General features: G+C 73.6%; 18 protein-coding genes and 2 tRNA genes. 13 read left to right on the top strand and 7 right to left on the bottom strand.

What is annotated here, in order from left to right:
* Position 1: 1 nt before the first annotated feature.
* The 5 genes from ACZ7LY_RS09745 to ACZ7LY_RS09725 all read left to right on the top strand — a co-directional run bounded on the left by ACZ7LY_RS09745 (position 2) and on the right by ACZ7LY_RS09725 (position 5,616).
* Entirely contained in the window at positions 2-1,261 is a 1,260-nt protein-coding gene (locus ACZ7LY_RS09745) for an acyl-CoA dehydrogenase family protein (protein WP_471623983.1), read from the top strand.
* Positions 1,258-1,725: a MaoC family dehydratase gene (locus tag ACZ7LY_RS09740; protein WP_471623982.1), complete on the top strand. Its 468-nt coding sequence runs from the start codon at positions 1,258-1,260 to the stop codon at positions 1,723-1,725. The genes ACZ7LY_RS09745 and ACZ7LY_RS09740 overlap by 4 nt, the downstream gene beginning before the upstream one ends.
* Positions 1,722-2,888: a lipid-transfer protein gene (locus ACZ7LY_RS09735; protein WP_471623981.1), complete on the top strand. Its 1,167-nt coding sequence runs from the start codon at positions 1,722-1,724 to the stop codon at positions 2,886-2,888. The genes ACZ7LY_RS09740 and ACZ7LY_RS09735 overlap by 4 nt, the downstream gene beginning before the upstream one ends.
* A gap of 240 nt (positions 2,889-3,128) precedes the next feature.
* On the top strand, positions 3,129-3,692 hold the full coding sequence (locus tag ACZ7LY_RS09730; protein ID WP_471623980.1) for a SigE family RNA polymerase sigma factor: 564 nt from the start codon (positions 3,129-3,131) through the stop codon (positions 3,690-3,692).
* A 271-nt stretch (positions 3,693-3,963) separates the two neighbouring features.
* On the top strand, positions 3,964-5,616 hold the full coding sequence (locus tag ACZ7LY_RS09725; protein WP_471623979.1) for a long-chain fatty acid--CoA ligase: 1,653 nt from the start codon (positions 3,964-3,966) through the stop codon (positions 5,614-5,616).
* Between the two features lie 151 nt (positions 5,617-5,767).
* Here the strand turns inward: ACZ7LY_RS09725 and ACZ7LY_RS09720 are convergent, their stop codons facing one another.
* Both ACZ7LY_RS09720 and ACZ7LY_RS09715 read right to left on the bottom strand, forming a co-directional pair.
* Entirely contained in the window at positions 5,768-10,426 is a 4,659-nt protein-coding gene (locus ACZ7LY_RS09720; protein WP_471623978.1) for a PAS domain-containing protein, read from the bottom strand.
* 203 nt (positions 10,427-10,629) lie between these two features.
* Positions 10,630-11,145, bottom strand: coding sequence for an SSI family serine proteinase inhibitor (locus tag ACZ7LY_RS09715; RefSeq protein WP_471623977.1), 516 nt, complete (start codon positions 11,143-11,145; stop codon positions 10,630-10,632).
* A 166-nt stretch (positions 11,146-11,311) separates the two neighbouring features.
* On the opposite strand from ACZ7LY_RS09715, the gene ACZ7LY_RS09710 reads away from it, so the two are divergent.
* Together ACZ7LY_RS09710 and ACZ7LY_RS09705 are read left to right on the top strand one after the other, a co-directional pair.
* Positions 11,312-11,402: transfer RNA gene (locus ACZ7LY_RS09710), tRNA-Ser, on the top strand.
* Between the two features lie 249 nt (positions 11,403-11,651).
* Positions 11,652-11,724, top strand: a tRNA-Arg gene (locus ACZ7LY_RS09705).
* Between the two features lie 53 nt (positions 11,725-11,777).
* Here the strand turns inward: ACZ7LY_RS09705 and ACZ7LY_RS09700 are convergent.
* On the bottom strand, positions 11,778-12,083 hold the full coding sequence (locus tag ACZ7LY_RS09700; RefSeq protein WP_471623976.1) for a hypothetical protein: 306 nt from the start codon (positions 12,081-12,083) through the stop codon (positions 11,778-11,780).
* 203 nt (positions 12,084-12,286) lie between these two features.
* Here ACZ7LY_RS09700 and ACZ7LY_RS09695 point away from each other — a divergent pair, with 203 nt between their 5' ends.
* From ACZ7LY_RS09695 to ACZ7LY_RS09680, 4 genes are all read left to right on the top strand, one after another.
* Positions 12,287-13,078: a DUF2797 domain-containing protein gene (locus ACZ7LY_RS09695; protein WP_471623975.1), complete on the top strand. Its 792-nt coding sequence runs from the start codon at positions 12,287-12,289 to the stop codon at positions 13,076-13,078.
* A gap of 108 nt (positions 13,079-13,186) precedes the next feature.
* Entirely contained in the window at positions 13,187-13,555 is a 369-nt protein-coding gene (locus tag ACZ7LY_RS09690; protein WP_471623974.1) for an antibiotic biosynthesis monooxygenase family protein, read from the top strand.
* A 19-nt stretch (positions 13,556-13,574) separates the two neighbouring features.
* Complete coding sequence (locus ACZ7LY_RS09685) at positions 13,575-14,468, top strand: amidohydrolase family protein (protein ID WP_471623973.1); 894 nt, start codon at positions 13,575-13,577, stop codon at positions 14,466-14,468.
* A gap of 131 nt (positions 14,469-14,599) precedes the next feature.
* Positions 14,600-15,349, top strand: coding sequence for a response regulator transcription factor (locus ACZ7LY_RS09680; RefSeq protein WP_471623972.1), 750 nt, complete (start codon positions 14,600-14,602; stop codon positions 15,347-15,349).
* 83 nt (positions 15,350-15,432) lie between these two features.
* On the opposite strand, the gene ACZ7LY_RS09675 is transcribed toward ACZ7LY_RS09680, so the two are convergent.
* On the bottom strand, positions 15,433-16,293 hold the full coding sequence (locus ACZ7LY_RS09675; protein WP_471623971.1) for an endonuclease/exonuclease/phosphatase family protein: 861 nt from the start codon (positions 16,291-16,293) through the stop codon (positions 15,433-15,435).
* 175 nt (positions 16,294-16,468) lie between these two features.
* Here ACZ7LY_RS09675 and ACZ7LY_RS09670 point away from each other — a divergent pair, with 175 nt between their 5' ends.
* Positions 16,469-18,001: a DHA2 family efflux MFS transporter permease subunit gene (locus ACZ7LY_RS09670; protein WP_471623970.1), complete on the top strand. Its 1,533-nt coding sequence runs from the start codon at positions 16,469-16,471 to the stop codon at positions 17,999-18,001.
* 91 nt (positions 18,002-18,092) lie between these two features.
* On the top strand, positions 18,093-18,872 hold the full coding sequence (locus tag ACZ7LY_RS09665; RefSeq protein WP_471623969.1) for a TetR/AcrR family transcriptional regulator: 780 nt from the start codon (positions 18,093-18,095) through the stop codon (positions 18,870-18,872).
* 102 nt (positions 18,873-18,974) lie between these two features.
* On the opposite strand, the gene ACZ7LY_RS09660 is transcribed toward ACZ7LY_RS09665, so the two are convergent.
* From ACZ7LY_RS09660 to ACZ7LY_RS09650, 3 genes are all read right to left on the bottom strand, one after another.
* Positions 18,975-19,445: a PPOX class F420-dependent oxidoreductase gene (locus tag ACZ7LY_RS09660; protein WP_471623968.1), complete on the bottom strand. Its 471-nt coding sequence runs from the start codon at positions 19,443-19,445 to the stop codon at positions 18,975-18,977.
* A gap of 103 nt (positions 19,446-19,548) precedes the next feature.
* Positions 19,549-20,367 carry a YceI family protein gene (locus ACZ7LY_RS09655; protein WP_471623967.1) on the bottom strand — a complete coding sequence of 273 codons (819 nt, stop codon included), beginning with the start codon at positions 20,365-20,367 and terminating at the stop codon, positions 19,549-19,551.
* Between the two features lie 207 nt (positions 20,368-20,574).
* Complete coding sequence (locus tag ACZ7LY_RS09650) at positions 20,575-23,031, bottom strand: MFS transporter (protein ID WP_471624161.1); 2,457 nt, start codon at positions 23,029-23,031, stop codon at positions 20,575-20,577.
* Positions 23,032-23,037 lie beyond the last annotated feature (6 nt).

Here is a 23,037-nt window from a genome sequence, read left to right as displayed (position 1 = left end):
CATGGACTTCACGCCCACGCAGGAGCAGGAGGCGGCACGCGAACTGGCCGCGCGGATCTTCGGCGACCTGTCCACCCCGCAGCGCCTGGCCGGCCTCGGCACCGGCACGGACACCGGCCTGTGGAAAGCGCTAGGCGACGCGGGACTTCTGGCGGCCGTCGAAGAGGTCGGGCTGCTCGGGCTCGTGCTCATGCTGGAGGAGCAGGGGCGCACGACCGCGCAAGTCCCGTTCGCGGCGAGCTGTGTGTACGGGCTGCTGGCGGTGGCCGCGCACGGGAGCGCCGAGCAGCGGGAGCGGCTGCTGCCGGGATTCAGGGACGGGACGGCCGTGGCGACGGGGGCGTTCCCGGCGCGCGGTGGGATCGTGGTGGCCCTGGACCTGGACCTGGATCAGGGCCTGGCGCCGATCCCGGATGCGGGCCCGGGCGTGGACGCGGCCCCGGACCCGGATGCCGACCCGGGCGCCGGCTCGGGGGCACCGGGCGGGGTGAGGGCGCGGCTGACCGGGACCGTGCCCTGGGTGCCGTGGCTGAGAGAGGCGACGCATGTCCTGGTGCCGGTGCGGGAGGTGGTGGCGCCCAGAAAAGTTACCCACAGCCTGTGGATGGCGCGGGCGGATGACGTCATCTGGGAGCCGGTGGAGCTGACGGCGCCCTGGTCGGCGGGGCGGCTCACCCTGGCTGGCACTCCGGCGGAGCGGCTCGGCACCCCGGCCGAAGATCCCCGCACCCCGGCGGAGAGCGACGGCGCCCCCGTGGAAGGGAGCGGCGGGGCGTACGCGGAGGTGCTGGCGGCGGCCAGAACCGCGTTCGCCGGGCTCCAGGCAGGCGTGTGCGCCGGCTCGCTGGCCAGAGCGGTGGCCCATGCGAACGAGCGGGAGCAGTTCGGCAAGCCCCTCGCGGCCAAGCAGGGCGTCCAACTCCGCGCGGCGGACGCCCATATGGACATCGAGGCGATCCGGGTCACCGCGTACGAGGCGGCCTGGCGGCGGGACGAGGGGCTGGCGTTCCGCACCCACGCCCTGACCACGGCGTGGTGGGCGTCGGAAGCGGGCCGCCGCGTCGTCCACACCGGCCAGCACCTGCACGGCGGCACAGGCGCCGACCTGGATCACCCCGTCCACCGGCACTTCCTGTGGGGCAGACAGCTCGACGGCTACCTGGGCGCCGGGGCGGAACTCCTGGAGGAGCTGGGCGAGTTGATCGCGGCGGACGACCTGGGGCAGAGCGCCGACGCGGCGCGGGGAGGTGCGGCGGCATGAAGGTCGGGGAGGTGCTGCCGGAGCTGGAGATCCCGGTCACGCGGACGCTGATCGTCGCCGGGGCGATCGCGTCCCGCGACTACCAGGACGTGCACCACGACGCGGAACTGGCGAGGGAGAAGGGCTCACCGGACATCTTCATGAACATCCTCACGACGAACGGGCTGGTGGGCCGCTACATCACCGACCACTTCGGCCCGACCGCGATACTCCGCAAGGTGGTGATACGGCTCGGCGCGCCCAACTACCCCGGAGACACCATGGTGTTGAGCGGCGAAGTCACCGGCGTCACGGACGGCGACACGGCCCTCGTCCGCGTCGTCGGGCGCAACGGCCTGGGCCACCACGTCACCGGCACGGTCACGGTCACGGTCCCCGGACCGGATGCGAGCACGGGGGCGGACGCGAGCAAGGCCGCGAGCAGGACCGAGGCCGAGGACGGGCCCGGGGAGGTCCGGTCATGAGCGTACGGAACAAGGACCGGCTCGGCGGGCGGGCGGCCATCGCGGGGATCGGCGCGACGGAGTTCTCCAAGGACTCCGGGCGCAGCGAGCTGAAGCTGGCGGTGGAGGCGGTGCACGCCGCGCTGGACGACGCGGGGCTCACGCCGGCGGACGTGGACGGCATGGTCACGTTCACCATGGACACCAGCCCGGAGATCACCGTGGCGCAGGCGGCCGGCATCGGGGAGCTGTCCTTCTTCTCCCGTGTGCACTACGGCGGCGGCGCGGCCTGTGGCACCGTCCAGCAGGCGGCTCTCGCGGTGGCGAGCGGGGTCGCGGAGGTGGTGGTCTGCTACCGCGCGTTCAACGAGCGGTCGGGCCGCAGATTCGGGTCGGGCGTGCAGCGGCGGGAGCCGTCGGCGGAGGGCGCGGCGCTCGGCTGGGCGCTGCCGTTCGGGCTGCTCACCCCGGCGTCCTGGGTGGCGATGGCGGCGCAGCGTTATCTGCACACGTACGGGCTGACGTCCGAGGCGTTCGGGCAGGTGGCCGTCGTGGACCGGGAGTACGCGGCGACGAACCCGGCGGCGTACTTCCACGGCAAGCCGATCACCCTGGCCGACCACGCGGCCTCCCGCTGGATCGTCGAACCGCTGCGGCTGCTCGACTGCTGCCAGGAGACGGACGGCGGGCAGGCCCTCGTCGTCACGAGCGTGGAGCGGGCCCGCGACCTGGCCCGGCCGCCGGCCGTGATCCGGGCGGCGGCGCAGGGGGCCGGCCGGGCGCAGGAGCAGATGACGAGCTTCTACCGGGACGACCTGACCGGACTGCCGGAGATGAGCGTCGTCGCCCGCCAGTTGTGGCGCACGGCGGGGCTCGGGCCCGGGGAGGTGGACGTCGGGATCCTGTACGACCACTTCACGCCGTTCGTGCTGATGCAGTTGGAGGAGTTCGGGTTCTGCGCGCCCGGGGAGGCGGCCGGGTTCGTCGCGGAGCGGCGGCTCCCCGTCAACACGCACGGCGGGCAGCTCGGCGAGGCGTACCTGCACGGGATGAACGGGATAGCGGAAGGCGTCCGCCAGATCCGCGGCACCGCGGTGAACCAGATAGCGGGCGCCTCCACCGCCCTGGTCACCGCCGGCACCGGCGTCCCCACATCGGGCCTGATCCTCGGGGCCGACGGATGAGCGCGGGCGGGTTGCGCGGGAGGGGTGCGCAGGGCGTGCGGGGCGTGGCCGCGGGCCGGGCGTGCGCCGGGGCGCGGGCCTCGCGGAGAGGGGGCTCTCAGGGGCGAACCCTCAGGGATCGTCGTCGCGCCCTCCACCCAAAGGAGGTGGGGCTACCACCCCTCGTACAACCTGAGGCGGACGCGGCTTCGGGACCTCCGGCCGATCCCTGACGGGAGGGGGCGCTCATAGCGTGGAGACATGACCGCAACCCTGGCGCCTGCCGCTTCCGCAGCCCCCGCTGCGCACTCGGTGTACCCCTCGTACCCGTCGTTCGCGTCGTACGTCAGGGCGCGTCAGCCGGTGCTGCTGCGCACGGCGCGGTCGCTGACGGCGAATCCGTGCGACGCCGAGGACCTGTTGCAGACCGCGCTCGCCAAGACGTACGTGGCGTGGGACCGCATCGAGGACCACCGCGCCCTTGACGGCTATGTCCGCCGGGCCCTGGTGAACACGCGGACGTCGCAGTGGCGCAAGCGCAAGGTCGACGAGTTCGCGTGCGAGGAGCTGCCCGAGCCGACGTATGTGCCGGCGCCCGCCGACCCGGCCGAGCAGCAGGCGCTGCACGACGCGATGTGGCGCGCGATCCTCAAGCTGCCCGCGCGCCAGCGGGCCATGGTCGTCCTGCGGTACTACGAGGATCTGAGCGAGGCACAGACGGCGGAGGTGCTCGGCGTCTCCGTCGGCACGGTCAAGAGCGCGGTGTCCCGCGCCCTCGGCAAGCTCCGCGAGGACCCCGAACTCCGCCCGGCGGCAGCGGCCTGAGCGGTCCCGCGCCCGGCCCACCCGTACCCCCCGACCGTCCCCAACGGGCCCCCGTCCCCGAGCGGCCCCCGCCCCCGGCTGAAAACGCACCCCCCGAACGGGGCGTCCTCGGCCCCCGCGCGTTCTTCCCGCCCCGTGCGGACGCGGCTGATCTGGGGTTCGCCGGGGCCGACGGCTGATCGATCATTCCCGGGACTAGTGACATACCACGCGGTATGCGGCGAGAATCGGCGGAACCCTACTGCTCCGTAGCGCCCACCGGGAGGACGCCGTGCTGAGCACGATGCAGGACGTACCGCTGACCGTGACCCGCATCCTGAACCACGGGGTGACGGTGCACGGCACCTCGACGATCACCACGTGGACGGGTGAGGGCGAACCGCATCGCCGTACGTTCGCCGAGGTGGGCGCCCGTGTGGCGCAGCTCGCGCACGCCCTGCGGGACGACCTCGGCGTCCGCGACGACGACCGGGTTGCGACCCTCATGTGGAACAACGCCGAGCACGTCGAGGCGTACTTCGCCGCCCCCGCGATGGGCGCCGTGCTGCACACGCTCAACCTCCGGCTGCCCGCCGACCAGCTCACCTGGATCGTCAACCACGCGGCGGACCGCGTGATCATCGTCAACGGTTCGTTGCTGCCGCTGCTCGCGCCCCTGCTGCCCGCGCTCACGACGGTCGAGCACATCGTGGTCTCCGGGCCCGGCGACCGTTCCGTACTGGACAGCGCCGCCGCGCGGGTGCACGAGTACGAGGAACTGCTGGCGGGGAAGGCGACCACGTACGACTGGCCGGAGCTGGACGAGCGGCGGGCCGCGGCCATGTGTTACACGTCGGGGACGACGGGCGACCCGAAGGGGGTCGTGTACTCGCACCGTTCCATCTACCTGCACTCCATGCAGGTCAACATGGCGCAGTCGATGGGTCTGACGGACGCCGACACCTCGCTCGTGGTGGTGCCGCAGTTCCATGTGAACGCATGGGGGCTGCCGCACGCCACGTTCATGACCGGCGTGAACATGCTGATGCCGGACCGTTTCCTCCAGCCCGCGCCGCTCGCCGAGATGATCGAGTCCGAGCGGCCCACGCACGCCGCCGCCGTCCCGACCATCTGGCAGGGCCTGCTCGCCGAGCTGACCGCCAAGCCCCGGGACGTCTCCTCGCTCACCCAGGTCACGATCGGCGGTTCGGCGTGCCCGCCCTCGCTGATGAAGGCGTTCGACGACCTCGGCATGCGCGTCTGCCACGCCTGGGGCATGACCGAGACGTCCCCGCTCGGCACGATCGCGCGGCCCCCGGCACACGTCGAGCGGGACAGCGAGGAGGAGTTCGCGTACCGGCTGACGCAGGGACGGTTCCCCGCGGGCGTCGAGGCGCGGCTGTGCGGGCCCGGCGGCGAGATCCTGCCCTGGGACGGCGAGTCGGCGGGCGAGCTGGAGGTGCGCGGCAACTGGATCGCCGGTGCCTACTACGGCGGCCCGGACAGTGAACCGCTGCGCCCCGACGACAAGTTCAGCGCAGACGGCTGGCTGAAGACCGGTGACGTCGGCACCATCAGCCCCGACGGCTTCCTCACGCTCACCGACCGCGCCAAGGACGTCATCAAGTCCGGCGGCGAGTGGATCTCCAGCGTCGAGCTGGAGAACGCGCTGATGGCGCACCCGGACGTCGCCGAGGCCGCCGTGGTCGCCGTCCCCGACGACAAGTGGGGCGAACGGCCGCTCGCCACGGTCGTGTTGAAGGAGGGCGCGAGCGCGGACTTCGAGACACTGCGCGCGTTCCTCGCGGAGAAGATCGCCAGGTGGCAGCTTCCCGAGCGCTGGACGATCGTGCCTACCGTCCCCAAGACGAGCGTCGGCAAGTTCGACAAGAAGGTGCTGCGCAAGCAGTACGCGGAGGGCGAGTTGGACGTCACCCGGCTCTGACCGCCGGCGTACGGACCGTCCTACGCACCATCCTACGGGCCGGTGCCCGGGAAGGGTCGAGGGACTGTTTCACGTGAAACAGCGCGGGGCCGTTTCACGTGAAACGGCCCCGCACCCTCATGCCCGGACGGTTCTTACGCCTCGACGGCTGTCAGTTCGTGCCGATCTTCGCCAGCAGGTCCACGATCCGCGTCTGCACCTCGGCGCTCGTCGACCGCTCCGCGAGGAACAGGACCGTCTCCCCCGCCGCGAGCCTCGGCAGGTCCGCGTGCTCGACGGCGGCGGTGTAGACGACGAGCGGCGTACGGTTCAACTGCCCGTTGGCGCGCAGCCAGTCGATGATGCCCGCGCGGCGCCTGCGTACCTGGAGCAGGTCCATGACGACGAGGTTCGGCCGCATCTGCGCGGCCAGCGTCACCGCGTCGGCGTCGCTGGAGGCCCGCGCCACCTGCATCCCGCGCCGCTCCAGCGCGGCCGTCAGCGCGAGGGCGATCTCCTCGTGCTCCTCGATCAGCAGGACGCGCGGCGGGTGCTGCTCGCTGTCGCGCGGGGCGAGCGCCTTCAGGAGTACGGCGGGATCGGCCCCGTACGCGGCCTCGCGCGTCGCCTGTCCGAGACCGGCCGTCACCAGGACCGGGACCTCGGCGGCGACGGCGGCCTGGCGCAGCGACTGGAGCGCGGTGCGCGTGATCGGGCCGGTGAGCGGGTCCACGAACAGCGCGGCGGGGAACGCCGCGATCTGCGCGTCGACCTCTTCACGGGAGTGCACGGTCACCGGGCGGTAGCCGCGCTCGCTCAGCGCCTGCTGCGTCGTCACGTCCGGCGCGGGCCACACGAGGAGGCGGCGCGGGTTGTCCAGCGGCTCCGGAGGCAGCTCGTCGTCCATGGGCTGCGGCTGCGGCCGGTTGGCGACCTCCACGGCGCCGCCGGGACCGTCGAGCGGTTCGGGGCCCTCGGCGGCGTTCTGATCGGGGGCGCCTATGGCGTAGGCGCGGCCGGCGCCCTCCGACGAGTTCGACGCCAGCAACGGCTGCTGCGGCGGCAACGGTGGCTGCGGCTGCGCGGCCTGCTGGGGGTGCGGCCGGGCGCCGGTCCCCTGCGGCGGCGTCGGCGCGGCCGTCCCCTGCGGCGGGGTGCCCGCGCCGGTCGGCTCCGCCTGCTCGGGCCGCGTCGACAGCTTGCGGCGCCGCCCGGAACCGCCGAGCGCGCCCGCGCCCGAACCGCCCAGCGTCTGCCCCTCGGGCGGCCTCGGCACGCCCTGCGCGGGCGTGTGCGGCGGCATCGGCTGCGCGCCACCCTGCGGAGCGCCGGGCATCCGCTGCTGGTCAGCGACCTGCCGACCGAACGGCACGCCCTGCCCGAGCGTGCGCACGCTGAAGGCGCGGCCCTGCGTCGAATTCGGGTCCAGCGGGGTGCCGGGCGCCGCCGGGGCCTGCGGGGGTGCCTGGCGGCCGGCCTGTTGCGAGGCGTGCTGCGGCTGCTGCGGGGCCTGTTGCGCCGGGGGCCGCTGTGCCTGCGCCTGTGCCTGCGCCTGTGCCTGCGCCTGGGCCGACTCGGCGGGGAGCGGCTGGGCGAGGGGCTGGGCGGGGCGCGGGGCGACCCCGTTCTCCGGGGGGAGCGGGGCGGGGCCGGCCTGCGTGGTCGGACCCTGGGCCTCGGCGCCCTGTGGCTGACCGCCCTGCGCGGGCATGCCCTGGGCGGGGGTGTGCTGCGCCGGGTGCGGCGGCATCGGCGTGTGGTCGTCCGCGTCGTGCGGCGAGGCGGCGTGCTGGGGTGAGCCGGGGCGCTGGGGCGCACCGGGGTGCTGCGGCGCGTTCGGCTGCGCGGCTTGTACGTCGCCGGGGGCGCCCGGGGCGGTGACCTGCGGCTGTACGCCCTGGGCGGCCTGAGTGCCCGGGGTGTTTGCAGCGCCCTCGGGAGCCTGGGCGGGCTGCGGCTGCGGCTGCGTACCGCTCACCGGAACACCCGCCTGGCCTGCGGCCGGAACCCCCGCCTGGCCCCCGGCCGTGCCGCCCGCCTGAGCGCCGCCCGGCGCCGACGACGCCCCCGCGAGCCCGGCGATCTCGCCCACCGGAACCGCCTGCGGCCGGCCCGCCTGGACCTGCGCCGCGATGCCTTGCGCCGGTTCGGCGTACCCCGGAAGGCCCGCCTGGCCCGCTGGTACGGCCTGGCCCGTCTGAACGGCCTGGTCCGCCGCGGCCGGCGGCAGCGCGAACGCCTCCCGGGCCCCCGCGCCCCCCGCCTGCTGCTGACCCTCGGCCGGTGCCTGCGCCTGCGCCGCCGTACCCAGCGCCCTGCGGGCCCGCCGCCCGGACGGCTGAGGCTGCCCCGAGACCCCGGCGGGACCCTGCTGACCAGCCGGTTCGGCCTGCGGGAGCGGCGACGACGGCGCCTCCGTAGCCGCCACGACGCCGAGCCCCGCGCCGCGCGCGACGGAGTCGACGACAGCCACGGAACCCCCGACCGATCCGGGGTCCACGGCCGCGCCGGCGCCCGACGGCAGCGCGGGCAGCGCCGCCTGGCCGCCGCCCTCGGCGTGCCGCGCCCGACGTCCCGTACCGGCGGGCGCGGGAACGCCTTGCGGCGGCACGGTGTCACCCAACGCAGGTGAACCGGCCGCGTGTTCCGCCGCCGTCATGACCGCGCCCTCGGACGCCGACGCGCCCTGCGCGGGCCGCGCCCGGCGCCGGCCGGTGCCCCCGGAGGCGTGCCCGGCAGCGGCCTCCTGCGGGGCGGGGTCGTTCGCAGCGTCGGGGACGGCCGGGTTCGCGGCGGCCTCGTCGGCCGCGCGCCGCCCGCGGCGGCGACCCGTGCCGCCGCTCGGCGCCGCCGCGTGCCCGCTCTCCAGGAACGCGTCCACGGACGGACCCTCGGCCCGCCGGGCGCGGCGCCGCCGCCCGCCGGACGCCGTGTCGCCGGCCTGCGTCGGGGAGAGTCCCGGCGCGCCCTGGGCAGCGGCCGGCCGCAGATCCCCGTACCCGTTCCCGTGGCCCTGCTCCTGCGCGTGGCCCTGCTCCTGCGCGTAGGCGGAGGCGATCTCCAGGCCGGTGCCGGGCGGTGCCGCGACGGCGCCCGCGCCCTCGCCGATCGGTACGTCGAGGACGTACGCGCTGCCGCCCATGCCCGGCACCTCGTGCGTCTGGAGGACACCGCCGTGCGCCCGCACGATGCCCCGCACGATCGGCTCGTGGACCGGGTCGCCGCCCGTGTACGGGCCGCGCACCTCGATCCGTACGCTCTCGCCGCGCAGCGCGGCCGCGACGACGACGGTCGAGTCGGCGTACCCGGCGCTCGCGGGCACGCGCGCGTTGCCCGTGGCGTCGATGCCGGCGACGTCCGCGATCAGATGGGCCAGCGCGGTCGCCAGCCGGCCCGCGTCCACCTCGGCCTCGATCGGCGGCGCGTGCACGGCGAACTGGACCCGGCCCGGCCCGATCAGCTCGATGGCGCCCTCGACACCGGCGGCGACGACGGCGTCCAGCATCACCTTCGTACGGGCGAGCTGCTCGCCGCCGGAGTCCAGGCCGGCGTCGAGCGACTGGTAGGCGAGGACGTTGTCGACGAGGGTCGTCATCCGGGAGTAGCCGGCCGACAGGTGGTGCAGCACCTGGTTGGCTTCCGGCCAGAGCTGTCCGGCGTCGTCGGCGGCGAGCTGGCCCAGCTCGCGGCGCAGTTCCTCCAGCGGCCCGCGCAGCGACTGCCCGAGCACCGCCAGCAACTGCGAGTGCCGGGCGGCCAGCGCCTCGTACCGGTCCTTCTCGCGCTCCGCGAAGGAGGCGCCGCGCTCGCGCTCGGCCGACAGCTCCTCGGTGTGCTGCTCGCGCGCGGCCTCCAGCTCGCCGGTCAGGCGCTCGCGTACGGCGGTCAGCTCGTCGGCGTGCTCGGCGCGCAGCCGTTCGAGCTCGGCGGCGTGCCGCTCGCGCTCCTCGGCCTCGGCGGCGTCGCGCCGCTCCAGTTCGGCGGCGTGGTCGGCGACGAGCTTGTCGTAGGGGCGGCGGTCGGTGAACGTCATCACCGCGCCGACCAGTTGATCCCCGTCGCGCACGGGGGCCGTCGTCATGTCGACGGGCACCCGCTCGCCCTTGCGGTCCCACAGCACCTGCCCGCGCACCCGGTGCTTGCGCCCCGAGCGCAGCGTGTCGGCCAGGGGCGATTCCTCGTACGGGAAGGGGTCGCCGTCCGCGCGCGAGTGCAGCACCAGCGGGTGCAGTTCCTGGCCGCCGAGGTCGCTGGCGCGGAAGCCGAGGATCTGGGCGGCGGCCGGGTTGACCAGGACGATCCGGCCGTCGGTGTCGGTGCCGACGACGCCCTCGGCGGCGGCCCGCAGGATCATCTCCGTCTGGCGCTGCGAACGGGCCAGCTCGGCCTCGGTGTCGAGCGTTCCGGAGAGGTCGCGTACGACGAGCATCAGCAGCTCGGAGCCGCTGTAGCTGCCCGGGCCCGCGCTGGAGGCGTACGGGTCGACGGCGTCGCGCGCGCTGTCGACGAGGTTCGCCGAGGTGACCTCGACGGGGAACTCGCCGCCGTCCGTGCGGCGGGCCATCATCCGCGTCGGCTTGGTGCGGCCGCGCTCGTCGGTGGCCGTGTCGGGGCGCCGCATCGAGCCGGGGATCAGCCGCGAGTCGAAGTCGGGCAGCAGGTCGAGCAGCCCCCGCCCGACGAGCGCGGTGCCCGGGGCCTCGAACGCCTCCAGGGCGATGGAGTTGGCGTTGACGACGGTCCCGTTGGTGTTGACCAGCACCAACGCGTCGGGAAGGGCATCGAGTATGGCTGCGAGGCGAGCAGCGCCTCGGGATGGCCTGCTGCTCACGACGACGCTTCCTCCCTGATGTACCGCTTTACCGCGACGTGCCGACCGCGCAGGCCATCTTGCCCCGCGGCGCGCAACGTGTCACGACAGGGAGTCTACGGGCAGCGCTCGCGCGCGCGGCCCCGGATGTGAGGGAGCCCGCGAAGAGGATGTGGGGATCCGGGGAGGGCCAGGTCACGGCGGTGTGACCGCGGGACGCTCGGTCACGCGCCGGTCGCGGGCAGCACCGGCTCCAGCGCGTGCCACCGTGCGATCTGGCAGCCGTCCGTCTTCTTGAACGTCGCGTCGACGGGCCGGCCCTGCCAGGTTCCGGCGACGTGCGCGGTGGCGTCACCGCCGTACTGCATCGTGCAGTTCGCATCCCTCGGCACCGGCGCGAACGGGTCCTGCCCCTGCTCCCCCAGCTCCTCCAGGCGCGCGCACGCCCCGCGCGGGTCCGGGTGCGTCCCGCCGGCGGGCGCGCAGCGCAGCTCGTACGTGCCGTCCGCGCGGCCCGCGTCGGCGACGGTGACGGTGAGACGGGCGGGGGCGGTGGGGCCGACGGCGTCGGTGGGGTCGACGGGGCCGGTGGCCTTGCCGAGATCCAGGGAGGTGAAGGGGGCCGGGGGCGTCAGGTACGGGCCGGTGTCGGCGTGCGCGGCGGCGGGCAGCGCGGCGAGGCCGGCGACGCAGGAGGCGGAGGTGACGGTGGTCAGCAGCAGACGGCGAAGGAAGGACATGCCCTGTCTAACGCCGCGCGGGCCCGTGCGTTGCGCCCGCGTATTGCTTTGCTCTCGGGGCGGCACGCCTAGTACCGTGGGGGGCGATTGGTGGCGCGGCGCTCCGCTGTGTCATCATCTGCACGCACCGTCTCGCGCTCGCGTGAGCGTGAAGGACGGTTGTGCTGGAGGCGTCGCCTAGTCCGGTCTATGGCGCCGCACTGCTAATGCGGTTTGGGGTTTACCCCCCATCGAGGGTTCAAATCCCTCCGCCTCCGCGCACCACTCAGGGAGCCCGTCCACGGACGAGGCTCCCTGAGTCGTTTCCGCCCCCTGCGCGGCCTCCGTCGCACACGCGTACGGCCGTCCGGCCGGGGTGGCGGGTGACCGCCGAAGGCACGTTTCCGCAGGTCACAACGGGTGCGCCCAACGGATTTCACATGACGGCGGCAGTCATGTAATGTTCTTCCTGTCGCCGGGACAGGCCGAAAGGCCGGAACCGAAGACAACAACAAAAGAAAAAACAAGCACTCGTAGCTTAACGGATAGAGCATCTGACTACGGATCAGAAGGTTGCAGGTTCGAATCCTGCCGAGTGCACACTGGTAAGAGGCCCCGGAGAGACCCGGGGCCTCTTACGTTTTGCCTGCGGCTCATCCCGAGCCCCGCAAGGTCTTTCGCATCTCGTCGATCAGTGCCGTTCGAGCCTGCTGGACCGCTCGCCACGCCTGCACGTACTCCCTGGATGTCTCGGGGTGACCTGCCGCCACTGCGTCGTGGAAGTCGAGCGCGGCGAGGGTTGCGCGGCCGGCCTTCGCCACGAGCCCCGGCGGAGCTAACAGTTCGAGTTGTACTTGTGCCGCGTAGACCCCGTGCCGGGCGATCGAGACATGCCCCCTGCCGACGTCCGCCGGGGCGGGTTCGCCGACCGTCGTCGCTGCGAGCGTCGACCATTGCATGCGTCCCCCTGGGAGCCGGGCTCTGTGGCTGTTCCTCACGCTCCATCGCGGGTGTCTGGGGCGCAAGTCCCCGTTTTGGGGGCGTTGTCAGTGGGGTGGGGGAGAGTGGGGGTATGGCGTGGTGGTGCGTGGGGGTTCGGTGGGGGAGGGGCGGGGTTGGCGTGGCGTGGGTTGATGAGAGTGGGCGGGAGCGGGAGAGCTTGGTGCGGTTCGGGGAGGGGGTGGGGCTTGAGGTGAGCGGGGCGCGGCGGTGTCTCGGGGTGTGGCGCGGCGGGCGCTGGGTGCCGTGCGCGGGGCGGGACGCCGTGCCCGTACGGGGGACTCGGGCGCAGTGCGCGGAGTGCGCGGGGCTCGACCGGGCGCACTCCGTCGCGGCCGACACCGTCGCCGATGATCCGCGGCCGTACCACGTGTACCTGGCGTGGTTCGGGGACGGCCTGGTGAAAGTGGGGATCACCGGGGTGCGCCGGGGCGGCGACCGGCTGCTGGAGCAGGGAGCCGTGGCGTACACGTGGCTGGGGCGCGGCCCGTTGATGGCGGCGCGGCGCGCGGAGGAGCTGCTGCGGGGCGCGCTCGGGGTGCCCGACCGGATCCCGTACGAGAAGAAGCGCGCGGTGCGGGACCGGGTGGGCGGAGCCGGGGCCGGGCGGGGCGAGCTGGAGCGGGCGCACGCGGTGGCCGCGGGGCTCGCCGGGTGGCCGGAGTCGCTGGAGCGGCTGCCGTGCGAAGTCGTGTCGCACGCCGGGGTGTTCGGGCTCGCCGCGATCGACCGGGTGGACGCGGTGGTCGCCTCCGTCGCCGAGGGCGCGGTCGTCGCCGGGACCGTGGTGGCCGCCGCCGGGCCCGATCTGCATCTGGTCGAGGCGGGCGGGCGGCGGCTCGTCGTGGACACGCGGCTGCTGTCCGGGTGGCCGCTGCGCCGGGCGCCCGAGGGCGTGCGCGGCTCGGACGTCGAGGTGCGGGAGGTGCCGCGTGCGCAGGACGGGTTGTTCTGATCAGGCCGTTCTGATCAGATCGTCGATCACCCTGTTCTGGCCGGGGCGTTCTGATCAGGTTGTTCCGATCCGGTGGACAGCGGGCGCCGGGGGCGTGACCGTAAGGGCATGTCTGAGCGATCCGAGAGTGCCCTGCGGCCGTTGCCCGCCTATGAAGTGCCGTACTACGTCGTCGTGTTCACGTCCGTGCGCACCGGCGACGACGAGGGGTACGGGGAGACATCGGACCGGCTCGACGAGCAGGTCAAGGAGATCCCCGGGTACCTCGGGCACGAGGCCGCGCGGACGCCCGGCGGGCTCGGCATCACCGTCTCCTACTTCCGTGACGTGGAGGCCATCGAGCGGTGGCGGTCCGTCGGCGAGCACCGGGCGGCGCAGCGGCGCGGCCGGGACGCCTGGTACGAGCGGTACACCGTGCACGTCGCCAAGGTCGAGCGCAGCCACGGCTACGAGAAGGCGGCGGACGGCCGTGTGTGAGGGCGCGGCCGGAGAACCCGTGCCGGCCGAGCCCGTGCCGGGGGAGGCCGAGCGGATCGCCCGGTTCCGGGAGCGGCACGGGCTCGGGGACGGATTCGTCGACGTGCACACCCACTTCATGCCCGAGCGGGTGCTGCGCAAGGTGTGGGCGTACTTCGACTCCGCGGGCCCGCTGACCGGCCTGGAGTGGCCGATCACGTACCGGGAGGAGGAGGCGGCGCGGCTGGCGCGGCTGCGCGGCTTCGGCGTACGGGCGTTCACGGCGATGCTCTACCCGCACAAGGCCGGCATGGCCGAGTGGCTGAACGGATGGGCGGCCGAGTTCGCGGCCCGCACGCCCGACTGTCTGCACACGGCCACGTTCTTCCCGGAGCCGGACGCGCCCGCGTATGTGCGCCGGGCCGTCGAGAGCGGCGCCCGCGTCTTCAAGGCGCATGTGCAGGTGGGGGCGTACGACCCGGCGGACCCGCTGCTCGACGGGGTGTGGGGGGTGCTCGCTGAGGCGGGCGTGCCGGTCGTGACGCACTGCGGTTCGGGGCCGGCGCCCGGCAAGCACACCGGGCCCGAGCCGATGGCCCGCGTCCTCGCCCGGCACCCCCGGCTGCCGCTGGTCGTCGCGCACATGGGGATGCCGGAGTACACGGAGTTCCTCGATCTGGCCGAGCGGTATCCGAAGGTGACGCTCGACACGACGATGGCGTTCACCGACTTCGTGGAGCGGGCGATGCCCTTCCCGCGCGGCGAGCGGGCCCGGCTCCTCGACCTCGGCGACCGGGTGCTGCTCGGCAGCGACTTCCCCAACATCCCCTACCCGTACGCGCATCAGCTGGAGGTGATCGAAGGGCTCGGGCTCGGCAGCGCCTGGGTGCGGGCCGTGTGCCATGACAACGGCGCGCGGCTGTTCGGGCTCTGAGGGCGCCGACGGGTGATCGGGGGCCCTGAGGGCACCGGGCGCCCCAGAGCACTGGTGGCCCCGAGCGTTTTCTCAGGGTTTTCACAGGTTGCCGAAAGGCCGCTCTCAGAGCCGCCGCCCAGGGTGTCCGCATGACCACGACCTCGCCCCAGGGGCGCACCGAACTGCTGAGGCCGGACGGGAGTCCCGTCCGGGTGCTCGTCGTGGACGACGAGCAGTCCATCACCGAGTTGCTGTCCATGGCCCTGCGCTACGAGGGCTGGGAGATCAGGTCCGCGACCGAGGGCGCGGGCGCGGTGCGCGAGGCGCGGGCGTTCCGGCCCGACGCGGTCGTGCTCGACATGGTGCTGCCGGACATGGACGGGCTGAGCGTACTGGGCCGGATGCGCCGGGAGCTGCCGGACGTGCCGGTGCTGTTCCTGACGGCGAAGGACGCCGTCGAGGACCGGATCGCGGGGCTGACGGCGGGCGGCGACGACTACGTCACCAAGCCGTTCAGCATGGAGGAGGTCGTCGCGCGGCTGCGCGGGCTGATCCGGCGCAGCGGGGCCGCCGACCGGCGCAGCGAGTCCGTGCTCGCGGTCGGTGATCTGCTGCTCGACGAGGACAGCCACGAGGTGTCGCGCGATGGTACGCACATCCATCTGACCGCCACCGAGTTCGAGCTGCTGCGCTTCCTCATGCGCAACCCGCGGCGCGTGCTCAGCAAGGCGCAGATCCTCGACCGCGTCTGGTCCTACGACTTCGGCGGCCAGGCCAACGTCGTCGAGCTGTACATCTCGTACCTGCGCCGCAAGATCGACGCCGGGCGCGAGCCGATGATCCACACCCGCCGGGGGGCCGGCTATCTCATCAAGCCGGCCGCCACCACGGTGTCCTGAGGCCGGCCACCTCATCAACAGGCCGGCTGGCTGATCAAACCGGCCGCCCTCCTCGGGTGTCCTGAGGCGTTCGGCGCGCGCCGTCAGCGGGTGAGCGCCACGTCGGCCACGACCGGGCGGTGGTCGGAGGCCGCCGGCTCGGCGGGGATGCCCGCGCCGCGCACCCGCACGCCCGCGCCGACCGCCACGTAGTCGATGCGCGAGGCCGGGGCGTTCGCCGGGTACGTGCCGCCGTTCGCCGGGCCCGCGTCACGCAGTTCGCGCCAGAGCGGGGCCAGTTCGGGCGCGGTCGGCGGCGCGTTGAAGTCCCCGAGGAGGACCTGGCGGGCGCCTCCCGCGGCCTCGGCGGCCATGATGCGCCGGGTGTCGGCGACCTGCGCGGCCCGTACGGAGGGGTCGGCGCGGTAGTCCAGGTGCGTCACGAAGACCTGGAGCGGGACGCCGCGCACCTTGAGGGTGACCTCGCCGAAGCCGGGGCCGGGTGCCGGGACGGGGTTCGGGACCTGCGTCGACAGGCGCGTGATGGCGTGGTTGACGGCGGACCTGATGGGCGCGCGGGTGAGGACCGCGACGCCGAACTCCCGGCGCGGCGCCCCCGGTTCGACCGGGTCGAGGCTGTAGATCGGCGCGAACGCGACCCGCATCCCGAGCCGATCCGCCAGCTCCCGCGCCACGTCGAGGTCCCGGCTGCGCGCACCCCAGTGCACGTCCACCTCCTGGAGCCCGATGACGTCGGCGTCGAGGGCGCGCAGCGCGGCGGCCTGCCGGTCGAGGTCGAAGACGTTGTCCATGCCGGCACCGGCGTGGATGTTGTACGTGGCGATGCGCAGCGGCACCGGCGGCTTGCCGACCGCGTGGGCGGGCGCGGCGGTCAGCGGAAGCGGGAGGGTCAGGAGGGCGGCGGGCAGGGCCAGTCGGGTGAGTGCGCGGGCTCTGATCGGCATGGTCGGAACGGTATGCCGAAAAAGCCCTTGTACGGCGTACGACACAAGCTCTACGGTGTATAACGCCGTGAGAGCCATGCACCGTACAAGGAGTGCGCGGCCGCGTACCCGTGCGCGCCGGCCGCACCCGCAACCGACCCGGACGCCGACACACCCACACCCAGGGGGCCGCACCATGGCGACGACCGCCGAGACCGCAGGGCAGCCCGGGGCCACCGGGCCCCACCCGCAGCGCTGGATCATCCTGGGGGTCATCTGCCTCGCCCAGTTGACCGTGCTGCTCGACAACACCGTCCTGAACGTGGCGATCCCCTCCCTGACCCGGGATCTGGGCGCCTCCACCTCCGACATCCAGTGGGTGATCAGCGCCTACTCGCTCGTCCAGTCCGGGCTGCTGCTCACCGCGGGCAGTTCGGCCGACCGCTACGGGCGCAAGAAACTGCTCGCGGCGGGCCTCGCCCTGTTCGGCGTGGGCTCGCTGGCCGCCGGGCTCGCCCAGTCCACCGGGCAGCTGATCGCCGCGCGCGCCGGGATGGGCATCGGCGGGGCGCTGCTGATGACGACCACGCTCGCCGTCGTCGTGCAGGTCTTCGACGAGGCCGAGCGGGTGAAGGCCATCGGCCTGTGGGCGACGGTCAGTTCGCTCGGCTTCGCCGTCGGACCGCTGCTCGGCGGGGTGCTCCTCGACCACTTCTGGTGGGGCGCGATCTTCCTCGTCAACATCCCGGTCGCCGTCCTCGGCCTGGTCGCGGTGCTCGCCCTCGTACCGGAGTCGAAGAACCCGCGCGGGGAGCGGCCCGACCTGCTCGGCGCGCTCCTGTCGACCGTCGGCATGACGGGCGTCGTCTACGCGATCATCTCCGGGCCCGGCGACGGCTGGACGTCCGCCCCGGTCGCCGTCTCGGCGCTGGTCGGGCTCGTCGTGCTCGCCGCGTTCGTGGTGTGGGAGCTGCGCGTGCCGGAGCCCATGCTCGACATGCACTTCTTCCGGAACCAGAAGTTCACCGGCGCGGTCGCGGGCGCGGTGCTAGTGGCGTTCGGCATGACGGGCTCGCTGTTCCTGCTCACCCAGCACCTCCAGTTCGTGCTCGGCTACGGGCCCCTTGAGGCGGGCCTGCGCACCGCGCCGCTCGCGCTGACCGTCGTCGCCCTCAACCTCGGCGGACTCGGCGCGCGGGTCGTGGCGAAGCTCGGCACCCCGGTGACCATCGCCGTGGGCATGACGGGACTCGCGGCGGGCCTGCTCGCCATCGCGCTGCTCGGCCGGCACGGGTACGGCGGCATGCTGCTCGGCCTGATCGTGATGGGCGTCGGCATCGCGCTCGCCATGCCGGCCATGGCCAACGCCATCATGAGCGCGATCCCGCCGGAGAAGGCGGGCGTGGGCGCGGGCGTCAACGGCACGCTCGCCGAGTTCGGCAACGGCCTCGGGGTCGCCGTCCTCGGCGCCGTCCTCAACGCCCGGTTCGCCGCGCTCGTCCCCGTCGCCGCGACCTCGCTGCCGGCCGCGCTCGCCGCGGCCCGCACCGACAGCGAGAAGGCGGCCGTCGCCGACGCGTTCGCCTCGGGCCTGGAGACCAGCCAGGCGGCGGGCGCCGCGGCCGTGCTGCTCGGCGGGCTGCTGGCCGCCGCGTTGCTGCGGCGGGCGGAGCGGGCAGACTCCGCGGGGGCGGCGTCCGCGCGGGGCGGGGACACGGCCTCCGCATAGCATCGGGTACGGGCGGACGGACGGATTCCGCGAGGGGTCCCCCGTGCCGCCCGTCCGGCCCCCGAACGACGAACTCCTGGGAAGGTGCGCCATGGTGAAGGCAGCGCGGATCAGCGTCTGGCTGGAGAGGCAGCCGGCCAAGGAGCCGCGCGGCAGGCGCGGCGAGCAGCCCAGCGGGCTCGACCGCCGCCGGATCACCGAGGCGACCGTGCGCCTGCTCGACGCGGAGGGCCTCGCCAAGTTCTCCATGCGGCGCCTCGCGGGCGAGCTGGGCGTCACCGCGATGTCCGTGTACTGGTACGTCGCCACCAAGGACGACCTGCTCGAACTCGCCCTCGACCACGCCTTCGGCGAGCTGACGGTGCCCGAACCGGCCGCCGCCGACACCGCCGACTGGCGCCCGGAGCTGCGCGAACTGGCGGCACAGTACCGGGCGTTGATCGTGCGCCACCCGTGGATCTCGCCGCTGGTCGGCAACTACCTGAACATCGGGCCGAACTCGCTGGGATTCTCCCGCGCCGTGCAGCGCGTCATCGGCCGCACCGGCCTCTCGCTCGTGCGCCAGCGCGGCGCCATCGCCTCCGTCTTCCAGTTCGTCTACGGATACGGCACCATCGAGGGCCACTTCCGGCAGCGGTGCGCCGAAGCGGGGATGACGCAGGACGAGTACTTCCACGAGGCGATGGCCGCGTTCCGGGTGCCGCCGGAGATGGCCGAGGACTTCAAGGCCGCCGAGAAGATGATGGAGACCCGCTCCGACGAGCCGGTCGAGGAGATCCGCGACCTGGACTTCGAGGTCGCCCTCGACCTCCAGATCGCCGGCATCGAGGCGCTGGTCGCCCAGGAACGGGCGGGAGAACCGGCGGCCTGACCTCCTCCGCGCGGGGCGCGAGAAGTCCCGTACGGGAAGGCCCCCGCGCGGGCGCGAGAAGTCCCGTACCGCGCTACGACCGCCGCCTGAATCCCCGTACGCCTACCGCTCCTCCGCCAGCCGGGCCGGGAAGCCGCCCGTGGCGATCGGGCCCCAGCGGCGCGGGGTGACGCGGATGATCGACTTGCCCTGCCTGGCCATCGCCTCGCGGTACTCGTCCCAGTCGGGATGCTCGCCCGAGATCACCCGGAAGTACTCCACGAGCGGCTCGATCGAGTCGGGGGCGTCGATGACCTCGGCGGTGCCGTCGATCTGCACCCACGGCCCGTTCCACTCGTCGCTGAGGACGACGACGCTGACGGCGGGCTCGCGCTTGGCGTTGCGGGTCTTGGCGCGCTCGGGGTACGTGGAGACGACGATCCGGCCCTCGCCGTCGACCCCGCAGGTCAGCGGCGACGCCTGCGGGGAGCCGTCGGCGCGGGCGGTGATCAGCAGGGCGCGGTGGCGGGGGCGGACGAAGTCCAGCAACTCGTCCAGCGCCACACGGGTGTTGGTCGCGGTGTTCGGTGCCATGCGCCGACCCTACGACGCGGCCCCGCGCCCCCGCGGGTAAGCGGGGCCGCGGGGCCTTGGCCGTACGCGCCGTACGCGCCGTGAGCGCCGGGCGCGGGCCGGGTCAGACCGCCGGGAGGGCGTCGCCCTGCACGGCCTGGATGTCCAGCTCCACGCGCAGGGTCGCGCCGATCGCGGCGATGCCGGCCTGCACGACCTGGTTGTAGTTCATGGCGAAGTCCTCGCGCTTCAGCTCCGCCGTCGCCTTGAACGCGGCGCGCGTGCCGCCCCACGGGTCGGCGCCCGTGCCCAGGTAGCTGAGGTCCAGGTCGACCTGGCGGACCACGCCGTGCAGGCTCAGCTCGCCGTGCACGGTCCAGCGGTCGGGGCCCGCGGGGGACAGGCCGGTGGAGCGGTAGGTGATCTCCGGGTACGACTCGACGTCCAGGAAGTCGGGCGACTTCAGATGCCCGTCGCGCATCCCGTTGCCGGTGTCGATGGACGCCGCCTGGATGACCGCCTCCACCCGCGACTTCTCGATGTCCTGCGCGATGTCCACGCGGGCCCGGAAGTCGGTGAAGCGGCCGTGCACCGACGTGATCCCCAGGTGCTGCGCGGTCGCCGCGACGGCGGAGTGCGCCGGGTCCACGGTCCAGGGCCCGGGCGGCGGCAGCTCGGCGCCGCCCTGCCGGGCCAGCACCACGGTCCCCACCTCGGCCCGCCCGGTCGCCGTGACCAGCGCGGTGGAGGCGGCCGGGGCGTATCCCACGGCGGTCACGATCACGGTGTACGGGCCGGGGGCCAGGGTGCTCGCGTCGTGCACGGCGCCCTCGTCGTCGGCCTCGGCGCGCAGCACCTGCGTACCGGTCATGTCGGTCACCGTGACGACGGCGTGCGGCAGAGCCCACCCGTCCCGCGTACGGATCCGCGCACTGAGTCCCATCGTTCACAACTCCTAGCTCAAGTTTCGCTGACGCGGGGGAGCGCATCGAGGCTCGCCCGCGCGAAAGGGCCCCGGTCCCGTGACGTCCCGGCCGTCCCCTGCCGTTAACGACGCCACCGGGTCCGGGGCCCATTTCCCACATCCGGGCCGGCCCGCGCGCGTCTCCGCTCGAAGCGCGCGCGAGCCTTCAGGCGGCCCGGGGTCTGACTACTCGCCGGGGTGGGCGAGTTCGATGTCGTGGCCGTCGTAGCCACTGCCCTGCACGGTCAGGTGCGTGGCGACCGGCGGGTAGCCCGTGGCGATCACCGTGTACTCACCGCCGTCCAGGTCGGTGAAGGCGTACGCGCCGTCGTCACCGGTGGTGGAGGTCGCCACCACGTTGCCCGCGGCGTCGATCAGCGTGACGCGGGCGTCGTTCAGCGGCTTGCCCGCGGCGCGCACGGTGCCCTGCACCTGCGAACCGGCGTTCAGCTCGACCTCGACGCGGGTGACACCCGTGCCGCCGACCTCGACGGGCAGCGCCAGCGGACGGTGACCGGCCGCGTTCACGGCGATGGTCACCGGGCCGGGCACCAGCTCGGCGAAGGTGAACTCGCCCTCGTCACCGGAGACCCCGGTGGCGAGCACGTCACCGCGCACGTCGGTCACGATCACCATGGCCCCGGAGACCGGCTCCTTGGTCTCCGCGGCCTTGACGACACCGCTGAGCCCGCTGGTCCCGCTGAGCAGGATGTCGTACGTGACCGGCTCCTCGCCGACGACCACCGTGGACGCCTGCGGCTGGTAGCCGTCGGCGGAGGCGATCAGGACGTAGGAACCCGCGCCCGGGGCGTCGACGGCGTAGGAGCCGTCGCCCTGGGCGACCGCGCGGCCGAGCTGTCGGCCGCCGAGCGAGATCAGCGTGACGGCGGCGCGGGGCACCGGCGCGGACTCGGCGCCGCGCACGAAGCCGCGGACCGGGGTGCCGCCGCCGGTGGTGCCGGCGGCCGGGGCCGGGGCGGCCGTGGCCGGGGCGGCGAGGCGCTGGGTCTGCGTGTCACCGACGGGCTCGGACGCGGAGCCGACCAGGCTCGGCACGGGCTCATCGGCGGCGACGGACGGGGCACCGGCGGTGGCGGCGGGCGTCGCGGTCGCGGTGTCGTTCTGCGCGGCCTGCTCCAGGGCACCGGACGTACGCAGCGGGACCTCCTTGATGAACAGCGTCACGAGGAACGCCAGCAGGGCGATCGGCGCGACGTACAGGAAGATGTCGGCGATGCCGTGCCCGTAGGCGCTCTCCAGCCAGGTGCGGACCGGCGCCGGCAGCATGTTCATGTCCGGGATGGACCCGGAGCCGGACGCCTTCGCGGCGGCAGCTTGCGCCTGCGGGTCGAGCTGCCCGATGGAGTCCTTCGCGTAGTGCTGGATACGGGTGGACATCACGGAGCCGAGGGCCGAGACGCCGACCGCGCCACCGAGGGAGCGGAAGAACGTCACGACGGACGAGGCGGAGCCGAGGTCCTGCGGGGCGACCTGGTTCTGGGTGCAGAGCACGAGGTTCTGCATCATCATGCCGACGCCGAGACCCATCAGCGCCATGAAGATCGCCAGGCGCCAGTAGGGGGTGTCGTAGCGCATGGTGCCGAGCAGGCCGAGGCCCGCGGTCAGCAGCACGCCGCCGGAGACCAGCCACGCCTTCCACTTGCCGGTCCGGGTGATGACCTGGCCGGAGACCGTGGAGGAGACGAACAGACCGGCGATCATCGGGATCGTCATGACACCGGACATGGTCGGCGTCTTGTCCCGGGCGAGCTGGAAGTACTGCGAGAAGTACACGGTGCCCGCGAACATGGCGACACCGACGAACAGCGAGGCCAGGGAGGCGAGGGTGATCGTGCGGTTCTTGAACAGGCGCAGCGGGATGATCGGCTCGCTGGCCTTGGCCTCGACGAGCAGGAAGATCAGGCCGAGCACGATCGAGCCGCCGACCATGGTGTAGGTCTGCCACGACAGCCAGTCGTACTTGTCGTCGGCGAAGGTGACCCAGACCAGCAGCAGGCAGACGGCGGCCGTGATGAAGAAGGCGCCGGCCCAGTCGACCTTGACCTTCCGCTTGACCAGCGGCAGGTGCAGCGTCTTCTGCAGCACGAACAGCGCGATCAGCGCGAACGGCACACCGACGAACAGGCAGTAGCGCCAGCCGAGCCACGAGGTGTCGGTGATGACACCGCCGAGCAGCGGACCGCCCACGGTGGCGACGGCGAAGGTGGCGCCGAGGTAACCGGAGTAACGGCCGCGCTCCCGGGGGGAGATCATCGCGGCCATGATGATCTGCGCGAGCGCGGACAGACCGCCGGCGCCGATGCCCTGGATGGCACGGGCCGAGATCAGCATCCCCGGGTTCTGCGCGAACCCGGCGACGACCGAACCGACCACGTAGACGATCAGGGCTATCTGGACGAGCGCCTTCTTGCTGACGAGGTCGGCCATCTTGCCCCACAGGGGCGTGGTGGCGGTCATCGCGAGCAGCGAGGCGGTGACGACCCACGTATAGGCGGACTGACCGCCGCCGAGGTCGCCGATGATCTTCGGCAGGGCGTTGGAGACGATCGTCGACGAGATGATCGCGGCGAACATGCCGAGCAGCAGCCCGGACAGCGCCTCCATGATCTGGCGATGCGTCATCGGAGC

It is taken from the genome of Streptomyces sp. NPDC107550 (assembly GCF_055639095.1).
The sequence above is the reverse complement of the archived record's forward strand: the minus strand, read 5'-3'. Positions and strand labels throughout refer to the sequence as shown.